The organism is Flavobacterium sp. 22659 (genome assembly GCF_052044235.1).
GTDB classification, from domain to species: Bacteria; Bacteroidota; Bacteroidia; order Flavobacteriales; family Flavobacteriaceae; genus Flavobacterium; species Flavobacterium johnsoniae.
Genome location: NZ_JBQEMU010000019.1, coordinates 26,183 through 46,675, shown reverse-complemented (window position 1 = coordinate 46,675; position 20,493 = coordinate 26,183). Strand labels below are relative to the sequence as shown.

General features: G+C 42.2%; 18 protein-coding genes. 7 read left to right on the top strand and 11 right to left on the bottom strand.

Annotated features, from left to right (window positions below; translation table 11 throughout):
• Positions 1–562 precede the first annotated feature (562 nt).
• Positions 563–1,132, top strand: coding sequence for a hypothetical protein (locus ACTJIW_RS17670; RefSeq protein WP_219071273.1), 570 nt, complete (start codon positions 563–565; stop codon positions 1,130–1,132).
• Positions 1,133–1,400: 268 nt separating this feature from the next.
• Positions 1,401–1,556: a hypothetical protein gene (locus ACTJIW_RS17665; RefSeq protein WP_219071274.1), complete on the top strand. Its 156-nt coding sequence runs from the start codon at positions 1,401–1,403 to the stop codon at positions 1,554–1,556.
• 627 nt (positions 1,557–2,183) lie between these two features.
• On the opposite strand, the gene ACTJIW_RS17660 is transcribed toward ACTJIW_RS17665, so the two are convergent.
• The 7 genes from ACTJIW_RS17660 to ACTJIW_RS17630 all read right to left on the bottom strand — a co-directional run bounded on the left by ACTJIW_RS17660 (position 2,184) and on the right by ACTJIW_RS17630 (position 8,939).
• On the bottom strand, positions 2,184–3,284 hold the full coding sequence (locus ACTJIW_RS17660; RefSeq protein WP_219071275.1) for a catalase family protein: 1,101 nt from the start codon (positions 3,282–3,284) through the stop codon (positions 2,184–2,186).
• A 29-nt stretch (positions 3,285–3,313) separates the two neighbouring features.
• Positions 3,314–4,273 carry a beta-propeller domain-containing protein gene (locus ACTJIW_RS17655; protein WP_219071276.1) on the bottom strand — a complete coding sequence of 320 codons (960 nt, stop codon included), beginning with the start codon at positions 4,271–4,273 and terminating at the stop codon, positions 3,314–3,316.
• Positions 4,274–4,275: 2 nt separating this feature from the next.
• Complete coding sequence (locus ACTJIW_RS17650) at positions 4,276–5,442, bottom strand: PQQ-dependent sugar dehydrogenase (RefSeq protein WP_440715752.1); 1,167 nt, start codon at positions 5,440–5,442, stop codon at positions 4,276–4,278.
• A gap of 267 nt (positions 5,443–5,709) precedes the next feature.
• Complete coding sequence (locus ACTJIW_RS17645; RefSeq protein ID WP_149207790.1) at positions 5,710–5,943, bottom strand: hypothetical protein; 234 nt, start codon at positions 5,941–5,943, stop codon at positions 5,710–5,712.
• Positions 5,944–6,267: 324 nt separating this feature from the next.
• The gene (locus ACTJIW_RS17640) at positions 6,268–6,891 is read right to left on the bottom strand and encodes a YciE/YciF ferroxidase family protein (RefSeq protein ID WP_223704600.1); all 624 of its coding nucleotides are present in this window, start codon (positions 6,889–6,891) and stop codon (positions 6,268–6,270) included.
• 414 nt (positions 6,892–7,305) lie between these two features.
• A complete protein-coding gene (locus tag ACTJIW_RS17635) occupies positions 7,306–7,593 on the bottom strand; it encodes a hypothetical protein (RefSeq protein WP_219071278.1) in 288 nt (95 codons plus the stop codon).
• 179 nt (positions 7,594–7,772) lie between these two features.
• Positions 7,773–8,939: a zinc-dependent alcohol dehydrogenase gene (locus tag ACTJIW_RS17630; protein ID WP_440715753.1), complete on the bottom strand. Its 1,167-nt coding sequence runs from the start codon at positions 8,937–8,939 to the stop codon at positions 7,773–7,775.
• 580 nt (positions 8,940–9,519) lie between these two features.
• Between ACTJIW_RS17630 and ACTJIW_RS17625 the strand changes: the two genes are divergently transcribed.
• Both ACTJIW_RS17625 and ACTJIW_RS17620 read left to right on the top strand, forming a co-directional pair.
• A complete protein-coding gene (locus ACTJIW_RS17625; protein ID WP_440715754.1) occupies positions 9,520–11,712 on the top strand; it encodes a hypothetical protein in 2,193 nt (730 codons plus the stop codon).
• Positions 11,713–11,942: 230 nt separating this feature from the next.
• Complete coding sequence (locus ACTJIW_RS17620; protein ID WP_440715755.1) at positions 11,943–12,701, top strand: SDR family oxidoreductase; 759 nt, start codon at positions 11,943–11,945, stop codon at positions 12,699–12,701.
• Between the two features lie 443 nt (positions 12,702–13,144).
• Here ACTJIW_RS17620 and ACTJIW_RS17615 read toward each other — a convergent pair whose 3' ends face one another.
• The 3 genes from ACTJIW_RS17615 to ACTJIW_RS17605 form a co-directional block, all read right to left on the bottom strand.
• Entirely contained in the window at positions 13,145–13,354 is a 210-nt protein-coding gene (locus tag ACTJIW_RS17615) for a hypothetical protein (RefSeq protein WP_044047735.1), read from the bottom strand.
• Between the two features lie 136 nt (positions 13,355–13,490).
• Positions 13,491–13,631: a hypothetical protein gene (locus ACTJIW_RS17610; protein WP_179005270.1), complete on the bottom strand. Its 141-nt coding sequence runs from the start codon at positions 13,629–13,631 to the stop codon at positions 13,491–13,493.
• Positions 13,632–13,890: 259 nt separating this feature from the next.
• Entirely contained in the window at positions 13,891–14,346 is a 456-nt protein-coding gene (locus tag ACTJIW_RS17605) for a hypothetical protein (RefSeq protein WP_219071281.1), read from the bottom strand.
• Between the two features lie 723 nt (positions 14,347–15,069).
• Here ACTJIW_RS17605 and ACTJIW_RS17600 point away from each other — a divergent pair.
• A complete protein-coding gene (locus ACTJIW_RS17600) occupies positions 15,070–15,318 on the top strand; it encodes a DUF6965 family protein (protein WP_440715756.1) in 249 nt (82 codons plus the stop codon).
• 72 nt (positions 15,319–15,390) lie between these two features.
• Here the strand turns inward: ACTJIW_RS17600 and ACTJIW_RS17595 are convergent, their stop codons facing one another.
• Positions 15,391–15,840, bottom strand: coding sequence for a response regulator (locus ACTJIW_RS17595; RefSeq protein ID WP_440715757.1), 450 nt, complete (start codon positions 15,838–15,840; stop codon positions 15,391–15,393).
• 404 nt (positions 15,841–16,244) lie between these two features.
• On the opposite strand from ACTJIW_RS17595, the gene dinB reads away from it, so the two are divergent.
• Complete coding sequence (gene dinB, locus ACTJIW_RS17590) at positions 16,245–17,426, top strand: DNA polymerase IV (protein ID WP_440715758.1); 1,182 nt, start codon at positions 16,245–16,247, stop codon at positions 17,424–17,426.
• A 3-nt stretch (positions 17,427–17,429) separates the two neighbouring features.
• Positions 17,430–20,486, top strand: coding sequence for a DNA polymerase III subunit alpha (locus ACTJIW_RS17585; RefSeq protein WP_440715759.1), 3,057 nt, complete (start codon positions 17,430–17,432; stop codon positions 20,484–20,486).
• The last annotated feature ends 7 nt before the right edge of the window (positions 20,487–20,493 follow it).

Here is a 20,493-nt window from a genome sequence, read left to right as displayed (position 1 = left end):
TATACCCACATCAATTACACAGTTGTACTCAGCGGACTGGTCAGGGAAACCTATCAGATTGTCCTGTTCAAAGATACTGAAGAAATGCTGTCGCTCTATCAGGCAATGGACAGGATGAAAACCCACTACGGATTTGACGCCGTGAGGAGATGCGCATGCGTCTCTTTCAAACCTAACAATAAAGACGAAATTTTAAAACGCAAAAAATAAATCATGTTTCTCAACTGCCACGCCTATCATTCCCTGCGCTGCGGCAACATTCGGCTGGATGATTTTCCCTGTCACAAATGTTCTTTTCGAGAGAATTATTGTTTGCAACAAAGCAACTTGATGCAGCAGCTATGCTGCATATCAGTATTTGAAGCATTTACCCGTATGATATTGGATCTGCCTGCTTGTCTGATAGCTATTTTATAACTGGAATTCATTATTCTGTAAAGAAAATTGTACCTCTCCGCTATAATTTTGGTAAGAAAGAATTACACGGCCGCAACGATCCTCCCTGCGGGACAATCCCGTAGCGGCAGACGACAGCAAAAAATTAATTTAAAAATATAATGTGATGAAAACAGATACAAAGGAAAATGAGCGTCAGGATGACAAAAATTTCCAAAATACAGCATTAGGCAAGCAGGGACAGCAGAAAACTGCCTCCCCTGACGCCCACCCGTTTACAGAGAATGCCGAACCCGATTATGCAGATGATCTGAGCACGGAAGAGATCGGCAGCAGTTCCGATCAACAAAAACCTTCAGACGCGGAGCAGCAGAAATTAAAAGTCCGCAATTCAGACGTGCAGGACAGTGATAAAGACAGTAATCCATACGATTCAGAAAATCTTGATAATGAATCCGACAGCGGATCCAAAGATATAACCGAGAAGGACATTGAAGAGGATCTTATAAATAATGATCCTTCTGAAGGTTTTGAAACTGACATTGATGCGCCCCAGAGTGATGAAACTCAAAACGGCGGCTTTGAAACCATTGAACCCGATCACGATAATCCCGTAAACAAGGAATTTGAAATTGGGGAACTTGGCAACGAGGAGCTTAAAGAAGATGAACGCGTCCGAGATGAAACAGATAATGGTGCAGTCCACAATTACAGACCATCCCAGCGAAAATTTTAATACTCTTATTTTTTTTCCATATAAAACCGTTACCAATAACGGTTTTTTTTATGTGATTTCCTTTTATAACCGCATCAGACAGCCGGGTACTCCATCCATTTAATAATCTGCCTATTGCCAATCAGCCTATATTGCTGAATTATCACATACATCCTAGCTGCTTAAAATTATATAACAAAGGGCAAAAAAAATGTAAGAACAGGATTTTGAGCGTACATTATTTTTATTGAGTCAAGTACATTTTAAGCTAACCAAAAAACAAATATTTATGAAAGCACTATTTTCCAAAGTTGTGATACTATCGGTTTTAATGGCGGCGCTGCACATCAGCTGTGAAGCGCTATGCGAAGATGAAAATGATGCCTCGAACCGCAAAGAAAATTATATAATCAAAAACGACTCACTTGCTGTTTCAAAAAATTAATGAATGCAGGAAAGCTTGGCAGCTCTCAGTCGCCTTATAACAGTTTCTGAGTCTGCATTCTTGTATTGCATCCTTGTAATACGTCCTTTCCCCATCAGGATGCGTGCTACAGTGCGCACAGGAATGACCTTTGCATTTAATTGGCTGACAGTAAAAACAATAATAATCTGAAAATAATGTAATTAAACAGATACAGACTGTAATATAGTCCGGCTCTTTCTACCGTAACTTTACTTCTCTTTAAATTACAAGAAAAGAAAAGACTGCAGATAAAGCAGCATTTATTAACTATCTAATTTTAACATTATGATACCACAAGAAAACTACGATACTTACCGTCAGGACGACAGTCTGTATCATATGGGGGAAGAATCCATCCAGTCCGAAACCATGGAACATACCGATCCTGGCGTGAACCAGAATTATAAAGACGAAAGGTCTGCCGACCACCAGCCTACCGAACTGGATCATGACGATGCCGACAGAAGAACTTTAGATGAATCTGAGGCAGATGAAGATGATGAGGATTAAAGATATTACTTTTTCCGAGGATGACCAAAGTATATAAGCCTGCGTAATGTAATCATCTCGCAGGCTTTTTTAATCTATTATTTTACAGGGCGGCAATTAATCTGGCAGCTGGTCAATGCTGACTGGTTCTATCCTTGCCTTAGCATTCATATGGTGCCTGTAGCGGCTTGAAGTTTCATAGGCCAGTTGTCTCACTCGCATAATATTGCCCAGCGGACGGTGATCAGCCAGACTGTGAAACGGATTAAAACTCAACGTGTCGTCTGCATACACACGGCGCTCGGGACTGAAAGTTTGCTGCGGATGAAAAGTAATTTTACCAACAGGCTGATAAGGACTCTGGTCCTCGGGCCACTGCACGGATCCGTCTTCCACGGGCATGATTTCCAAATCGGTGCAGAGCTGTGCGCCGATTTCATATTCCGCTGTAGCAGACTGGAAAAAATCAGCAACAATTTTTGTTAAAAAAGCGTGCTCATCTGCGTCGATAATATCCTTATCAATTTTCTTCCCCGCTAATTCCTTTACATTATCCGAAAGCGGCTTAACATTTATTTTGGCCACATAATCCCCAAAACGCAGTGCTGCCATACTGAAATAAGTATCCCCAAGGATATGCGGTCCCGGTGCGCTCAATTGATTGGTATCATCAGCAAGACCTACTGCGGCAAGTACATTCTGCACCCCGACAGCGGCCTTCTGCGCGATTTCCTGAAAGAGCTCCCCGCTGTCGGCCTGCTTTTCCAGCCCCTCCTGCATCTTGAGGTATTCCTTTATCGTTCCGGTTGGAATGACAGGATAATTTACCATAAGGAAGTCCTGGGTCACGGCGTCTGAGAGTTCTGGCAACAGCTTTTCTCCTTCCACTCCGATTACTTTTATGGCCATACCCCTGAATGCTGACATTTTATCGGGTACGATGGAGCCCTGCGCCGTTGATAAGCGCACAATTACTGGATAGGTTCTGGCCTTGGCAAACAACCCCTGTGCCAGATGTTCGGGCAGGTTATCATATACCTTAAGCTCGCCTTTCAATACAGCATGGCTTTTGGCATGCGCATCGCGTATGGCATGTCGGTATTTCTCGTACATCAGGCGGTTAACCCTTGCCATCGAATCTATAATTTTCTGGCTGATCTCCTGTTCGTCGGGCTGTATAACTTCGATCGAATCACTGTAAGGAATATACTCTATCATGTATGGTATGTTATTGTTTTTTTAATCTTTTATTTTTTTACAGGAGCAAACACGGCCTGCTGCAGGGAAAACTTTTTTGATGGTACGTTATTACCTTCAGTAAGTTCGCTGAAATTCGCATTCATGATCCAGGTTTCACTGCCCGAAACAGCCGCAGTAGAAGGAAAGGCAAAACGGTCTTCTACAGAAGTGGATTCCGAAACCTCTGCCGTAGTCCAATTATCGATGCTTTTAATCTTGAATATTTTGTTTACTCCTCCATTCTGCACTAGTGTCAAAGTAGAATTGTCATTTAAAAGCATACCGTCTGCGCTTGGAAAGAACTGCTCTATTTTTACCTTTGTCCCGCTATTGGGATTTGAAATCGGCAATTTTATAAGTGCTCCTTTCCCATTGTTTGCTACCAGCAGAAAACCTTCCGGATGATAAACAATTCCATTGGGTCCGACTCCTGCTGTTTTAAGCAGTTCGTTTGTGCTGAATACTGACGCTGTTCCTTTTGCATCCACTTTATACACAGCGTATGCATAACTATCCGTGATATAAGCATTCCCTTCTTTGTCAAAAGCCAGGTCATTAGGAAAATGTTCTCCAGCAATAAACCCGCCCAGATCAATATCATTTAATTTCTTACCTGTTTTAAGGTCAAGGATAAGAAGCCTTGCCATTTTCTTTTTGGTATCAGGCGTGCTGAATTTGCTATAGTTGGCATCGCCTGCACAGACAAAAAGCCTTTTTCCGTCGGGATGCACCTTCAGCCCGTAGGTTGATTTAAGGGTTTTATCGGCATAAAATTCCGAATACCTGCCCTCTTTGGTAACTTTTCCAACGGTACCCAATCTTGCCGAGGATACATAAAACACATTGGCAGCCTTATCGAAAGCCACTCCCTCGGGATAACTTTCAGGCGCTTCAAATTCAATGCGTTTTGTTGGCTGCTGAGCCCACGTTAACTGGGCTGCTAACAGTAGTATAATATATTTTTTCATCTTTATTTTTGTTTGAGTGCATAAATAATACCATTTGCATCATCTGATATATAAACCACATCAGAACCGACCGCCAGTCCTGCGGGTCTGCCGAACCGTTCGCTGCCGATTAAAAATCCCGTTAAGAAATCTTCAGACCCTGTGGGATTGCCCTTGCTGTCAAATTTGATGCGTTCCACTTTGTAACCGCTCGGATTTTGTCTGTTCCATGAGCCGTGCCAGCACACCAGTGCATCTCCTTTATTTTTACCGCTGTCGAAAAATGCAAAAGCAATAGGGGCGCTGTGCGCCGGGAAATCCAGTATAGATGCCTGAGTAGGTTTGACCCAGCCCTCCTTGGTATTGCCCACAGGGTCTTCCCTGCTCTGATCCACTTCCTTCTTGCCGTAGGCGAAAGGAAATCCGTAATTGCCTCCCATAATAATCTTATTTAATTCTTCGGGAGGCCAGTCGTCTCCTTTAGTGTCTCCGCCATTGTCCACACCCCACATTTCTTTGGTCTGAGGCTGCCAGTCAAAACCGATGGTATTTCGAAGCCCTGACGCATAAAGCGTTCTTTTCCAAGTCTGCGGGTCCACCTGCAGCATGGCGGCAGTTTCCTTATCGCTTTCCTTACAGTCGTTGCAGACGCTTCCCACTGAGATATACAATTTGCCGTCAGGCCCGAAATCCATCGTGCGGTTCGCATGCTGCCCGCCGCTCGGCAGATCTTTAATCAGCGTATCGGCGGCCTTGCCCAAAGTTCCATCAGCATTTAATGCATATCTAAGTACTTTGTTGTTATTGCACAGGTACATAAAATCATCTTTGGCCGTAATGCCGTGTACTCCTGGAAAATCAGCTACACGTGTCATATCGTCAAACCTGCCGTCGTTGTTGGTATCGGTCAGCATCAGCACATCTCCCGCATCGCGTCTTGTAACATAGAGCTGGCCTTTTTTGCCGATATACAGCATCCTTGGTTTTCCAAGTCCCATCGCGGCAGGGGTCGCCTGCCAGCCATTTGCCGTTTTAAGGCCCGATGCGAGTGAGGAACTGTACTCAAGATGGGTAGGGAAATTGGTAATGGTCACTTTCTTGGTATCTTCTTTAGGAGGTATGCCTTTCTGGCCGTAGGAAAGCAGCCCCATCACACATAGAAATGCAGTAAACTGGTATTTCGTTTTCATATAGCGTAAATTAATTAGTTATCAATAGCTACTCAAATACTTTAAAATGAGAATATTAGTCTTGATTTGCATATCCAAAAGTATTACCAATAAATAGTAATCAATTACAAGATATGCTCTAATACTTATAGGATTTACAGCAGATGGGAAAATTCAAGTAGGATTGGAATGGGTAAAATGGGTCTGGCAGGCAGAATTGAGTTCTCAGCGGCAGTACTAGATAGTGAGACAGGACGAAAATTTTTATAAACTAAATTTCCTCGTCGGTTATTGGATGTATTTAATCTTTGATTTAGCAAATTCGTCCAAAATCAGCTGTACAGATCTTTCTACATCTTTTGCGATAAGGGAAGATTCCAAAAGGTAATTGTCGACGTAATCAAAGACAGTCTTTTCTGTTTCGTCCAACTTTCTGATCGGATCTTCCTGATTGGACGAAGCAAAAGTACTTTCGAGATGTATTTTCAAATCGTTTTCAAATTTCTCTAATAAATCTTTCATTTATTCTTGTAATTTTTAAATGTTGCATAATAAAAATAAATATAATATCATATATGAAAAAAAACAGTACTCCAAAACTTGCATCAGCTGGCCATCTCTTATAAGTTCTTAATACAAATAATATAAGCTGACTGCAGGCCTGACCTGTAAATTTCACCTTCCTTTCGATGAGCTGTAGATTATATAACCTGCGAGGTACTGTATTTGTATTTATTAACCGGATTACAATACCTGATCTGAACTTTAGGTAATCTGCATACTAGTAACGCTTATAAAAAAGGCCCGTACTCACAGTACAGGCCAACTTTTATATTATTCCTAGGCCTAATCTTCCTCGTTTGCATCAAAATTAATGGTATTATAGGCTGCCTCGGTAAGCAGTGTATCTGCTTCTTTTTCCTCCGCCAATGTTTTCTCCAGCAGCAGTACCGCATCATCTTCGCCAAGTGTAGTAGCAAAAGCTGCCAATGTACCGTATGTTGCAATCTCGTAATGCTCTATTTTCTGAGACGCTGCTATGATTCCTGCGTCACGAACAGGTCCTGCTTCGGTTTCTTCCATAATGCTTTCTCCTTCCTTGATAAGTCCTTCCATTGCGTCGCATTTCTTGGCCGCAGCCTTCTCGCCAATTAAAGAAAAAACCTGCTCCAGTCTTTTAACCTGTTCTTCTGTAACGCTAAGATGATCGTTGATAGCAGTTACCAGGTTCTCGGAAGTGGAGTTCTTAGCCATTTTTGGCAATGCTTTAGTCAGGGCTTTTTCTGCCCAGTAAATATCTTTCAATGAATCTACAAATAGTTCTCTTAGTCCATCGGCAGCAGTCGATTTTGCTTTTACTTTTCCGTCTGCGCTCTTAGATGCTGTTTTTGCAGTATTTCTTGATGCAGTACTTTTGGATGCCGTACTTTTTGCTTTATCCGCCGTAGTTTTTTTTGCTGTAGTTGCCATAATTTTTTAATTTAATATTATATCCAAATTTACAAAGCCATCAACAGAGAGCCTTACATAATGATCCGTTATATCTTACAGTATTCAAACCTCATAGCAATATAAATCAGCAGGTTACAGACGCGAACTAATACATCGGAAACAAAAGCTGCCAATAATTATTCGAACCTATTACACTTAAAAAACACTAAAGGTTGCTAGTATTTTGAAGAACCAGTTTGCTGGAAACCGCCGTCGCGCTTACTATGTGTGAGAAAAACTATAAGAAGCATAAAATGTGGCAGCAAGCACCATGGATGCACGATTTTTTTAAACGTTTAAATTCCAAAAGATAGAAGGATTGTGCACACAAAAAAACCTGCATCCAAACAGGATGCAGGTTTAAATAGAAATATAAATAATCAACCTTGGCAGCTATTTACTGCCTTTACTGTTAGATGTTGAATCTTTGTTTATAGTTGTAGTCCCTTTTTGCGTAGTTCCATCCGAACCAGAACCAGTCGAACCCTCGCCGGTAGCACCAGTTGTTCCATTTGTACTTGTACGGGTCGTATCCGAGTCAGCTCCAATGCTGTCAACAGCTGCCTGCGTTGAATCTGTTTCATCTGCGTATGGATCTGTGCTGGAATTCTGATTGTTTTTACAAGATAGCACCAGGGTAAAGATCAGTGTAAGGAATGAAGTTTTTAATATTGTTTTCATAATGTCCTATTTTAGTTTCAATAACCTCAAAGTTAATATCTTAAAAGTTGAGATCGTTATATCATTAAATGAAGTATTTACAGATTTAGTACTTTAAACAATTAATAACCAGAGCGATAATTATATTTAACGCAATCGGTTTTTAAATATAATAAGCATGACGCGTTGAAAAATTATTTCTATTTCCATGGATCAAGTACTACTTTTACACATCCGTCTTCACGTTTTTTGAAAATATCGTAAGCATGTGAAATCTCACTCAACGGTAGTCTGTGCGTTATAATGTCATCTAGCTTCACCTTTCCCTGAACCACATATTCTAAAAGTTTATCAATGTGTTTGTGAGCCGGAGCCTGCCCTCCTTTTAGGATTATCCCTTTATCAAAAAACTGTCCTATCGGAAAATTATCATAGTTGACAGGATAAACACCCAAAACAGAAACAATTCCGCTTCTTCTTACGGCGCTCATGCAGGCTTCTAAAACTTTTGTTGATCCTTTTTCGAAATTGATGGTTGCCTTTATACGGTCCGCTAAATTACGGTCCGGTTCAAATCCAACCGCGTCAATGCAGACATCTGCGCCGCGGCCATTTGTTAGAGAACGAATCTGTTCAACAACATCTTTAGGCCCATCCTGCCATAGAATTGTGATACAGCCCGCTGTAGCTTTAGCTTTATCGAGTCTATACTGAAGTGTGTCAACTACAATGACCTGCGCCGCGCCTCTAAGCCAGGCGCTTTTGGCCGCCATGATACCAACAGGTCCCGAGCCAAATATCGCTACGGTTTCTCCGCCCTTGACTTCCCCCCAGTCCACCCCGGTATAGCCTGTCGGGAATATGTCGGTTAGAAAAAGAAGCTGCTCATCGCTTAGGTCTTCAGGAACAACTCTGGGGCCATAATTGGCATATGGTACGCGCACATACTGTGCTTGACCTCCGTCATACCCGCCATAGAGGTCTGTATAACCGAAAAGTGCCCCGCCTTTCTCTGTGAGAATTCCACCCTCAGGACCGTAATGTTCGGGGTTGCTGTGCTCACAGTTGCCCGGAACATCGTGATTGCAGAAAAAACAATTCCCGCAGGCAATCGGGAAAGGAACCACAACGCGGTCCCCTCTTTTCAGGTGGGTGACAGCCGAGCCCGTTTCCTCCACGATACCCATAAATTCATGGCCAAGCACCATGGGAGTTGTTGGCATGGCACCAGAATAAATATGCAGATCAGATCCGCATATTGCCGTGGAAGTAACTTTTAGAATAATATCATCCTGTGCTATGATTTTTGGATCTTCTACCGTATCATATTTAATCGAACCAGGTCCGTGAATAACTGCTGCTTTCATGATGTCCTTTTTTAAATTAATAGACAGCTAAGTAACTATAATTTAAGTCATTAATTTTACAGGATCATTTTAAATTCTTACAGATAAAACACTGTTGTGCAGGTATGATCCCCGCTCCGCATCACATATTGGCAATAACCTGCAGACAATTTTATCTTAGTGAATCAGCCTAGAGGGTCCGTCATTGGCACGCGCAAGAAAGCCCAATAGGCATAGTATGCTTCCAATTTCCTTCTACAAGCTTTTTATTTTACTGTCTCCGTTCTTTTTCTGGAGACCAGCTTTGGTCCAGATCTATTTCAGGAGAGTAATCATTTACCATGACCATCGGTCTTTGGAAAATCTTGTAAAAACAAGTATAAATTATGTAAGAAGAAAAATGAGCGATATGCCGAAATTTGATATAAACCAATTGGATGATGGATGCCTTTTTAGAAATTACGGCCTATTAACTTATTTCCTTCTGCTCTCTATAGGAGCGGTAGTGACTGGTTTTGTTCTCTTTAACTGGGAATAATTTTGATGTGCTTCTAAATACAGGCTGAATCTCTATTCCCTATTCACTTTTTATAAACTAAAAATGATCAATATGCATACGGTTACACCATGGAGCGCAACTGCCCAGGCAGATATTGAAAATAGTGAAATAATTTTGGAGAAAAAAATTCATTCTTCCACGTATCAATTTTATAATACAGGCGATTCGCTTTGGATTGTTGCTATAATGCCCGGTAATGGGAAAATAGCCTTTCGTGCCACATTTGCCATGAACAGCTGTTTTGAAGTTACCAATCTTTTTGAAGACCAGGATATTGTAATCGTAGTACTGAATTCCAGACTTGGCACTTATGAAGTCCGTATTGAATTTCCCTCTGCCGAAGCACCAGTTTTGCATTACACCACATCCTTCAATGCTAATATTCCTCTTCTTATGCCATTTTGGCCGAGGGACATAATTCCGCTGACGCAAAACGGGAATATTGCTAACACTTCTGGGACAATTCACATGGAACAGTTCGGATCCCGCTCCGGACTTCTTTTTGCGAGCATTACAAAACCGCAGACAGGTTCGTTTTTTTATTTTCAAAACCTTACATCCCTATCCGAGTATTGTGAAGCTACGGAAACGGAATCCAAAAATACAGTAGGCGGAAGCTGGCCCGAAATCGGGTTTCAACTCCCGACCACTGATAAACTGCCTCTTCCGGCGGGAAAAGCATTCACTATCTCGAATGCCTATGTAGTCTTTCATACTGAGATATTTGATCAGACAACAACAATCTGCGAGCATTTCTTAAATAACCTGGTCACGGTATACAAACTTCTTGAACAGCCGCGGATCGAATACCACAACTGGCCGCAAATCGCTCAGAAAGTGGTTTCAGATTTAAAGACTAATAAGGGTTCCTGGACACAAAAGCAGGGACTCCCCTATTTAAATGCCTACTTATGCGACTACGAAACGCCGCCCGAAAGTATGGTCCAGCTTGCCGTATTGGCTCCTTTTAAAGAATATGAAAAATGGAGCGGCGAAAAAGAGCCTATCTGCGAAGATTTAATTAAAGGATTACCTGCATTTTATGATGAAAAAATAAACTGCATAAACCGCTGGCTTCCCTCGATGGTTGAAAAACTGGATCAGTCCGAAGAGCAGAAAAAAGAAATGGTGATGGATTCCTGGTATTTGCATCATCCATTGATGAATCTGGCCAGACTTGCCTTAAGGGGTGATAAAACTTCAGAAAAACTTGTGCTTGACTCGATAGAATATGTTATAAGAACGGCGCACCATTTTAATTATGAGTGGCCTGTATTTTATAATATGGAAACCCTTGAGGTAATCAAAAAAGAAACAGCATCTGGTGCTGGCGGGGAAAGGGATGTCCCGGGAGCATATGCGCATTTAATGCTGCTGCTATTTAAATTAACCAAAGAAAAACGATACTTAAGCGAGGCAGAAAAAGCGGCAAAAAAACTGCAAGGACTCGGATTAAATATTCTGTATCAGGCCAATAACACTGCTTTTGCAGCCGGAGCATTATTGGAATTATACAAAATTACCAATAAAAAACTTTACCTCGATTTAAGTTACACATGCCTGACGGGATTATTTAAAAATGTTCAGCTTTATGACTGCAGGTACGGATTTGGTAAAAATTACACCAATTTCTTCTCCATTTTTCCCTTGAATGATGCCCCTTATACCGCCGCATATGAGGAGATGGAAGTCTATGCTGCCTTGTCAGAATATATGGTTCAGGCAGAAGATGTTAAGATTCTTCCGGCCCTGAGAACCCTAATTCCCGAGTTTATAAAATATGCTGTCGGCAGGATTGCCTATTATTATCCAGCAATGCTTCCTCTAGATATGATTTCTGAAGAAGTTAAAACCGGAGAAGTTCAGGCTGATCTGTGGATTCCACTTGAAGATTTATACAACGGATGGGAGAAAAGCGGCCAGGTCGGTCAAGAAGTCTATGGCGCCGGAATGGCCTTTGGTGTCGTACCAAGGCAATACATCAAAATTGGCGATACGTTTCTACTGTTTGTTGATTATCCCATTATTCACCAAAGTAAAAGGGGAAATACAGTCACCATAAAATTAGATGGAGATAAAGACTTGAACTGCAACTTAAAAATTATAAAAATTAAAAACAGCAGCATTAAAATGGAGGTCTTGCAGGATAAGCAAACACAAAAACCTTTTTCAGCAAATGCGAATATACACGAGTATAGAATTTCAGGTCGGGGTACCGTAAAAATTCAATGGTAATTTTTGATCCTGCAGTTTAAAGGCTCAGAATGTGGAAAATGAGCATAAAGAACTACAGGAAAGCATGATCTCAAATACGTTTTTTTTACTATGCGCTTCTGTAAATAGTAAAATGGCATAGATAATACCTGATTTGCGGACCAATATTCATACTAAGAAACTGTATTATTGAGACATTTCAATTTGGAATGCCGGACAGAATAGATAATAATAACTTTAAAAAAACACTTATGGAAAAATTAACAAACTACTTTGGACAGAACATCAAGGATAAAAAAATAGTTATAACTGGTGGAACAACCGGAATAGGAAAAGCAATTGCCGATGTCTTGGTTTCTCTCGGCGGGCGCGTACTTATTTTTGGAAGGGATCAAAAAGATTTTGAAAAAGCCGTTGCAGATATAAAAAAGCAGTTCCCGGACAGCGAGGTTTATGGTACTCCGGCCGATGTTACCAAAAAGGAGGACATTGACAAAATACTGGCAATAGCAGATAGTGAGCTCGGTGGAATTGACATTCTTATCAATAATGCGGCCGTTGCAGCCCCGGGACTAAAAGAGGAAACTTATGAGGATTACAAATACGCGATCGATACCAACATTACCGGTTATCTTGCCTTTGCTCAGGCAGCTGCTGCACGAATGAAAAAGCACAAATCAGGACATATCATCAATATCGGGTCAATGAGTGCGGAGAGCCGCACGCCTGAAAGCACCATTTATGTAGCCACAAAAACAGCCATTCGCGGATTCAGCACCTCACTTCGCAAGGAACTAAATCCTCTTGGGATCAAGGTTTCCCTTATTGAACCGGGCGCTGTGACAAGTGACATGCAGACCGATCCGAAGAAAGTGCAGCATGAGAAAGTTGAGAAACTGGAGATGCTGGAAGCTTACGATATTGCAATGAGCACTTTGTTTTGTCTCTCGCAGCCAAAAAGATGCGATATCGTCACGATGCAGATCCGTCCGCACCTGCAGATCATTTAATAGAAACGCATTTATTCTGGCTTTTGATAAAGATCCGTAAATATATATTTCATGGATATAGATACAGTTTTTTAATCCGTTCTCAATAATTTCCCCCAATCACCTTGGCACAATCTTTTTGAAATCTTAAATTTGGCAAAATCAAGTTTAAATAAATATGGTTTCGAATATTTCCAGATTTGGAGTTGCCTTCAATTTTGCCACAAAAAGTTAAATCGGTTTTTAAAGATATTTCACCGGTCTAAGTTTTGTGGCAAAATCGTGGCGCATTGCCTTTCCATAAAATAGGAATCCAGGAAAATCAATTGCTAAAAAGCTTAGGTCGAAACTTATACAAATATTTACAAGGCAGTGGCTAAGCTGGAAAAAATTAAAAAGCCTGCAGAAATTATATTTCTGCAGGCTTTTTGAATTAATAATAACCATTTATTTTAATTAAGAACCTACTTTGCTGGCGGCGGAGTCATAGTTTTAGAGGTATCGGTCCCAACAGTATCGGCTGGAACCGTACTGATGGTATCAGCCACAACAGCAGAGCTGTCTGCATAAGTATCATTGGTTTCAGCAGGAACTGTCTCATTTTTTTTACACGAAATGGAAAGCCCTGCAAGCACCAGCAGAACTGCAAACCCAGATTTAAAATTGATTTTCATAACAATATATTTTTTTAGTTTGAAATCCCAAGTTAAAAGAAAACCTGCTTATATTCTTACATAATTTCAGTGTTTTATTACAAAAGTTTATGGTAAAATCTAAAAATCAGCAAGTTTTTTTTTAAATAGACCGCCATTACACTATTACTGAAACCAGCAGAACGGCAATAAAGAATACTATTGAAATGACCATTGCATTTATTATAGCTCCTTTTCTCTTCTGTGATTGCTGTGCACGGTCGATGATGTGCTTTTTATTGCTTTTAAATAGTTTCATTCCGCTGTGATTTTATAATTTTTAAAGAAAACGTAAAAATACTGCCCCATGATTTAAAAAGCTTACAGCTTTAAAATTAGGTTTTTCATAATTGGAACATCCTGCATTCCTGTTTTATAAAATAGCCCGCTAGGAAAGAAAGCCCTTTTTTTTTGACAGAATGCTTACATAATTAAAAATCAATACATTAAATCCTTTCCGATGTGCAGAAAAAAAGATCCTTGTTCCAATGAAAGGCCGAAAATTGAAAACAAAATATTTAATCGGCTCTAAACTTGCTGTTTCTGCAGAGCATCAGAACAAGTGTCACCACTATGCACGAAGCGCTTCCTTCAAATAAAAGGCAAAGGATATAGATGGGAACCGAAGGTTCCGCTCCGAACATAAAGGTCTGGGACAAGGATTCAACGTAATGGTCGCCTCCCCGGGCATAACTGTAGATCATAAGTGCAGCAAGACTAAGCACTACGCCTATAAACGAAGTAATCATGGCTGATACCGCATTAAAAAGAAAATTATTCTGTCCTTGGGCAAGGTTAATGTTTAAAATCCTGTTTACGCCGTAAAATATAAAAAACACATTCAATAAACGCAGATAAAATACATGGGAGAGATTCAAAAACTCCATGAGTAAAAAGAAAAGCGCAACTCCTGCAAAAATGATCAGGCCGCTGCTTAATTCCTTAGGAACAGTGGATGAGTATGCTGTTTTCATAATAATTAAATTTTATTCGTATAAACTTCAAATTTAACACAGCTTTTCCCCGCTGCGTTATAAAATTAAAATACAGCTCTTACAAAATACACAGTACTAAATCACTGATAATCCAATAATTGCAATTGAAATAAATACAATACTAAAATAAAAAAAATGAAAGAATTGCAGTTTTCTGATTTTCTCTGATGCGCATAAAGTTTACAGCGCACGTCCGCCGACAAAAAAAGCCCCTCAAAATTTAAGGAGCTTTCTGGCAGCCGGCGGGTGCCTGAAATGGTATGCGGTAACTAACTAAATCATTGTACAGAACCTTCAGACGAACCCCGCCGGTCCCCTGTTTTTTCTGACTGATTAAATTGCTGTTTACCTTTACCAGTATATAGCAAATTTACCAAAATCTAACGTAGATCCCTTACAGTATATCCTTTCAGAATTACAGCTTTTTAAGGCTTAAGCCCATTCTTTTGACAATTTGATTTAATCATTCTCCGGATCAGGCGGCGTACAAATGGTATTTATACGTCCTTTAAAAAAAAAAAGCAGCACGCTTTGGCCTTAACGATATAAAACCAAATCATTCTGGCAAAAAAGTACAGGTCAAATACAGGCAAAGGGCTGGGCTCCAGAATAGTGAAAACCCTGATCAAAAACAGAAGCCCGGCGGGCTGTTAAAGCAATGCCGGCCTTGTCTGATATATGGTTTTGGATTATTTTTGCAGCATGAATTACGAAGATATAAAAAGACATTTTGAAGCGTTTCCTCCTCCCCTTGAGGTGGAATGGAAGCCCTGGGCAAAGATTACAGATACGCAGCTTTTTTTGAAGAGCTGCTACATCGGCATCCGCAATTTCAACGGTCCTGTAGAGAGATGCCCGGCCTGGTGGCATCTCAAGGATTTTTACTTGCACATCAAACGCACCATGCCCAGTCAAGGGAGCCCTGAAAAAGAAACTGTCCCTGAAGAATAAAGCCCCGTCCTGTCAGATCTTGTCTGATTAAAGATCCGCAAGTATTCAGATCCCTCATCATTATTTTTATCTTTAGCAGGCGGGCAGTTTTTTTTTCATCTCTTTTCTTAAGCTCTTAAGATCCCTGTCCAAAATCCCCTTTAAAAGATCTTTCAATTCCATAAAGGTAGGCGGTTTTACGGCATAATAATCCGCCCCGAGATTATAGGCGGTCCGGATATGCATCGCACTGCTGCTGGTGGACAGCATGATAATCTTTATATTTTTGAAATCGCTGTCGCTGTTTCGAATTTCTTTAAGGCATTCAAATCCGTTTTTTCGGGGCATATTGATATCCAGAAATATCGTTTCAGGAAGATGCTTCGCCTTTTCAAGGGTTTCCAGCAGTTCGCAGCCGTCTGCCGTCTGCACTACCAGAACAGGCAGGTTTAATTCTTCGACAGCATCAAGAAACAGCAGTCTGTCATCTTCATCATCCTCTGCCAGATAAATAATTTTCTCCCAATTCTGCTTTTGTGACATAGCTTTTAAATTTATAATGCGGCCAGAAAAAGAGATCTTAGAGCCGCAGTGGTTGGTAAAAAAACTTAGGTCTTACACTATTGAAAAATAGAATTACATTTTTTTGATGGTAACTGTAAAGATAATTCTTTTTTTTTTTAAAGAAAAAACTTTCCAAAAAAAGATGATTTCTGTGGCTGAAATGCCTGTTTGGAAAAATCCAAATATGCTGGCGGCGCCGGTTTAAAAAAATCCAAAATAAAGACCTGCCGTAAATTCTGAATAAAGTCTTTCTGCTTAATTGCAGCATAATCCAGACCGCCCGTAAAATCAGTGTTTTGATTTTTTGTTATTATTTAGAACATAATATTTTTAAAAATTGTTATCATCTGTGCTAATTTTGACAGGTATAAATGATAAAGATTATGAACCGGGCTATTGTACACATTGACATGAATACCTTTTTCGTCTCCTGCGAAAGGCTTACCAATTCAGAACTTAATGGGATTCCGCTCATTATCGGCGGGGGCGAGCGCGGCGTTGTAGCCTCCTGCTCTTATGAGGCGCGGCGTTTCGGGGTGCGCTCAGCAATGCCCATCCAGATGGCGCTCAGGCTTTGTCCGCAGGCCAAAGTGATGAAAGGCGATATGGAACTCTATTCAAGGCTCTCCCATGACGTTACCGAAATCATTCAGGAGAAAGCCCCTGTGGTGGAAAAGGCCTCTATTGATGAATTTTATCTTGACATTACCGGAATGGACAAATTCTACGGAAGCTACAAATGGACCGACGAGCTGGCCCGCCGCATCACAAAGGAAACCGGCCTTCCCCTCACCTTTGCCCTTTCGATCAATAAAACGGTATCGAAGATCGGAACAGGTGAAGGAAAACAGAAGCAGAACCTGGAGATCCCAGAACATCTGGTGCAGTCTTTTCTGAACCCGCTCTCGATCCGTAAGATCCCGATGGTGGGTGACAAGACCTTCCAGCTCTTATCCCGAATCGGAATCCGCACCATCAAGACCCTTTCTGAAATGCCCGCCGAGTCCCTGCAGCGCATGATCGGCCAGAATGGGATCGAACTCTGGAAAAAAGCAAACGGCATTGACAACAATCCCGTGGAACCGTATACCGAAAGAAAGTCGATCTCCACCGAACATACTTTTTCCCAGGACACAATCGATATAGATAAACTGGGAAGGGTCATCCTGGGGATGGTCGAGAAGCTTTCCTATCAGCTGCGCTCTGAGCAGTGGCTGACCTCGACTGTAACTATCAAGATCAGGTACGCCAATTTTGATACAGAAACCAAGCAGTGCAGGGTCCAGTATACCTCGGCCGACCACATATTGACCCAGACCGCAATGGATCTTTTTGGCAGGCTCTACCAGCGCCGGATGCGCCTGCGCCTGATCGGGGTGCGTTTCAGCGGACTGGTGCGGGGAACCTATCAGATCGACCTGTTTAACGATACCCAGGAAATGCTGGCGCTCTACCAGGCTATGGACCGGATGAAAAACCGTTACGGTTTTGATGCGGTGATGCGCTGCGCCGGTGCTTCCTTTAAGCCCAATACCAAAGACGAAATCTTAAAACGTAAAAAATAAATCATGTATCTCAACTGCCACTGCTTCCACTCCCTGCGTTATGGCACCATACCGCTCGAAGATCTGATATCCAAGGCAGCCGCCTTGGGTGTCAGGGCTATGGCACTCACTGATATTAATACCGTAACAGGGATTTATGACTTTGTAAAAGGATGCCGGGCTGTGAATATAAAGCCTATTGTCGGAATAGAATTCCGCTCAGAGCATCAGCTCCGTTTTATCGGACTGGCAAAAAATGCGGCGGGCCTTGCTGAGATGAACCGCTTTCTTACCTGGCATAATTTTGATAATGCCCCGCTTCCTTTGTCCGCTCCGGACTTTGAAAATGTTTTTGTGGTTTATCCTCTGGAGAACGTGCCCGCAGTTTTAAAAGAACATGAGTTTATCGGGATTCGTCCTGAACAGACCCCTGTACTGATTCTCAGTGACTGGAAGAACCAAATAGACAAGATGGTCGTGCTACAGCCGGTTACCTTCCGCACCAAAACGGAATACAAGCTGCATAAAATACTGCGGGCCGTTGACCTGAATGTAATTCTTTCACGACTCGGCAATACCGATTACTGCAGGAAGACAGAAGTAATGGTGGATCTGGGCAGGATCCTGAAATGTTATGAAGGATACCCGCAGATCATTTCCAATACGGAAAAAATAATAGCGGACTGCCATTTTGAATTTGATTTCAAAACGCCGAAAAACAAGAAATACTACACCAATAATAAAAAAGACGACTTGCAGCTTCTGACCACCCTTGCCCAGAAGGGGCTCGAATGGCGCTATGGGCAGCATAATGCAGAGGCAAAATCAAGGATGTTCCGCGAGCTTAAGGTAATAGACCAGCTGGAATTCAGCGGTTATTTTTTAATCACCTGGGATATCATACGTTTCAGCAATTCTCAGGGATTTCTGCATATTGGGCGCGGCAGCGGTGCCAACAGCATCATCGCCTACTGTCTCGGAATTACCGATATATGTCCTTTGGAACTGGATCTGTATTTTGAGCGTTTTCTGAACCTGAACCGCAAAAGTCCTCCCGATTTTGACATTGACTGGAGCTGGAAGGAACGTGACATAATTCTGGAATACATTTTCTCGCGTTACGGATATGACCATGTGGCCTTCTGCGGCACCAATGTAGAATTCAAATACCGTTCGATTTTTCGCGAGGTAGGCAAGGTTTTTGGGCTTCCAAAAGAAGAACTCGATGCACTTGCCAAAAACCCGATGACCCTGCACCCTGCAAATGAAGTGGTCCGTGAAGTACAGCAGTACGGAATGATGCTCGAGAAATACCCCAACCAAAGAAGCATGCATTCCTGCGGCATCCTGATTTCCGAAGAGCCCATCACCAACTATTCCGTGCTGGAAATGCCTCCAAAGGGCTTTCCCATAGTGCTTTTTGACATGCATACCGCTGAAGATATCGGGCTTGAAAAGTTTGATATCCTGAGCCAGCGCGGGATCGGCCATATTGATGACAGCGTAAAACTGATTGAGAAAAATCGCGGCATAAGGCTCAATATTCGTGACACCACCATTTCAAAAGATGAAGCCAGCTGCAACAGCTTTCTTGCAATGGGAAAAACCATAGGCTGCTTTTATATCGAGAGCCCTGCCATGAGAGGGCTGCTGCGGCGTCTGAAATGTGACAATTATAAAACCCTTGTGGCGGCCTCCTCCATCATACGCCCGGGGGTCGCGCAATCAGGAATGATGAAGGAATATATCTTCAGGCACAATCATCCCGACAGGTTTGAATACTTCCATCCGGTGTTCGAGCAGCAGCTCGGGGAAACCTACGGCATTATGGTATATCAGGAAGATGTCATTAAAATTGCCCTGCATTACGGCGGGCTTCCTGCAGCCGACGGGGACATTCTGCGCCGTGCCATGTCTGGAAAAGGACGCTCCAAAGCGACACTGCAGAAAGTAAAAGACAATTTTTTTGCATCCTGCGCGGCCCAGGGGCATCCCTTGGCGCTCAGCCAGGAAATATACCGCCAGATCGAGTCCTTTGCAGGCTATTCCTTCTGCAAGGCGCACTCGGCCTCCTATGCCGTGGAAAGCTATCAGAGCCTGTATCTGAAGGTGCATTATCCCATCGAATTTATGGTGGCGGTAATCAACAATCAGGGTGGTTTCTACCGCACCGAAGTGTATGTCCACGAAGCGAAGATGTCAGGGGCGGCAGTGCACAATCCCTGCGTGAACAAAAGCCAGTTGGAAACCACTTTGTATGGTTCTGATATCTATCTGGGGTTCATGCACCTGCAGAGCCTTGAATCCAAAACAGCTGTTTTGATCCAGCAGGAACGGGAAAAAAACGGGCTTTACAAATCATTGGAAGACTTTATCAACCGCATACCCATTGGAATTGAAGCCATACAGATTCTGATTTTCATCGGCGCATTCCGGTTCACCGGGAAAACAAAAAACCAGCTGCTGGTCATTGCCCGTCTAATTCTGGTAAACTTCAAGCCTGAGAACCGCGCACCGATGCTGCTTCAGGAGCCTGTAAAGGAATTTGTTCTTCCCCAGCTGGAACGTTCTGCTTTTGAAGATGCCTTTGATGAGATTGAACTGCTGGGCTTTCCTGTCTCCTGTTCCCCTTTTGATCTGCTTCAGACTCCTTTTAGGGGCAGTGTCATGGCAAAAGACCTTTTGGACCATCATAAAAAACAGGTCCGAATGCTGGCTTATCTGATCTCCCGCAAGCATGTGCCCACAAAGATGGGCGCTATGTATTTCGGCACCTGGATAGATGCTGAAGGGCAGCTTTTTGATACGGCGCATTTTACCGACAGCCTGGCCATGTATCCTTTTCAGGGAGGAGGATGCTACCTGCTGCTGGGCAGTGTGGAAGTGGATTACCATTTCCCCACCATAACGGTTACCAAGATGGCTAAAATGCCCTTTATACCAGATCCGCGCTATGAACAGGAGAACGACTGGAAATACTGGGCGCAGCAGAGAATGCGCGAAGATGTGAGCATGACCCATCGCGCTCCCTATCCGCAGGAACATGAAATCAATATTCCAAGGCTTAAAATGAGCAATTAACAGGCTT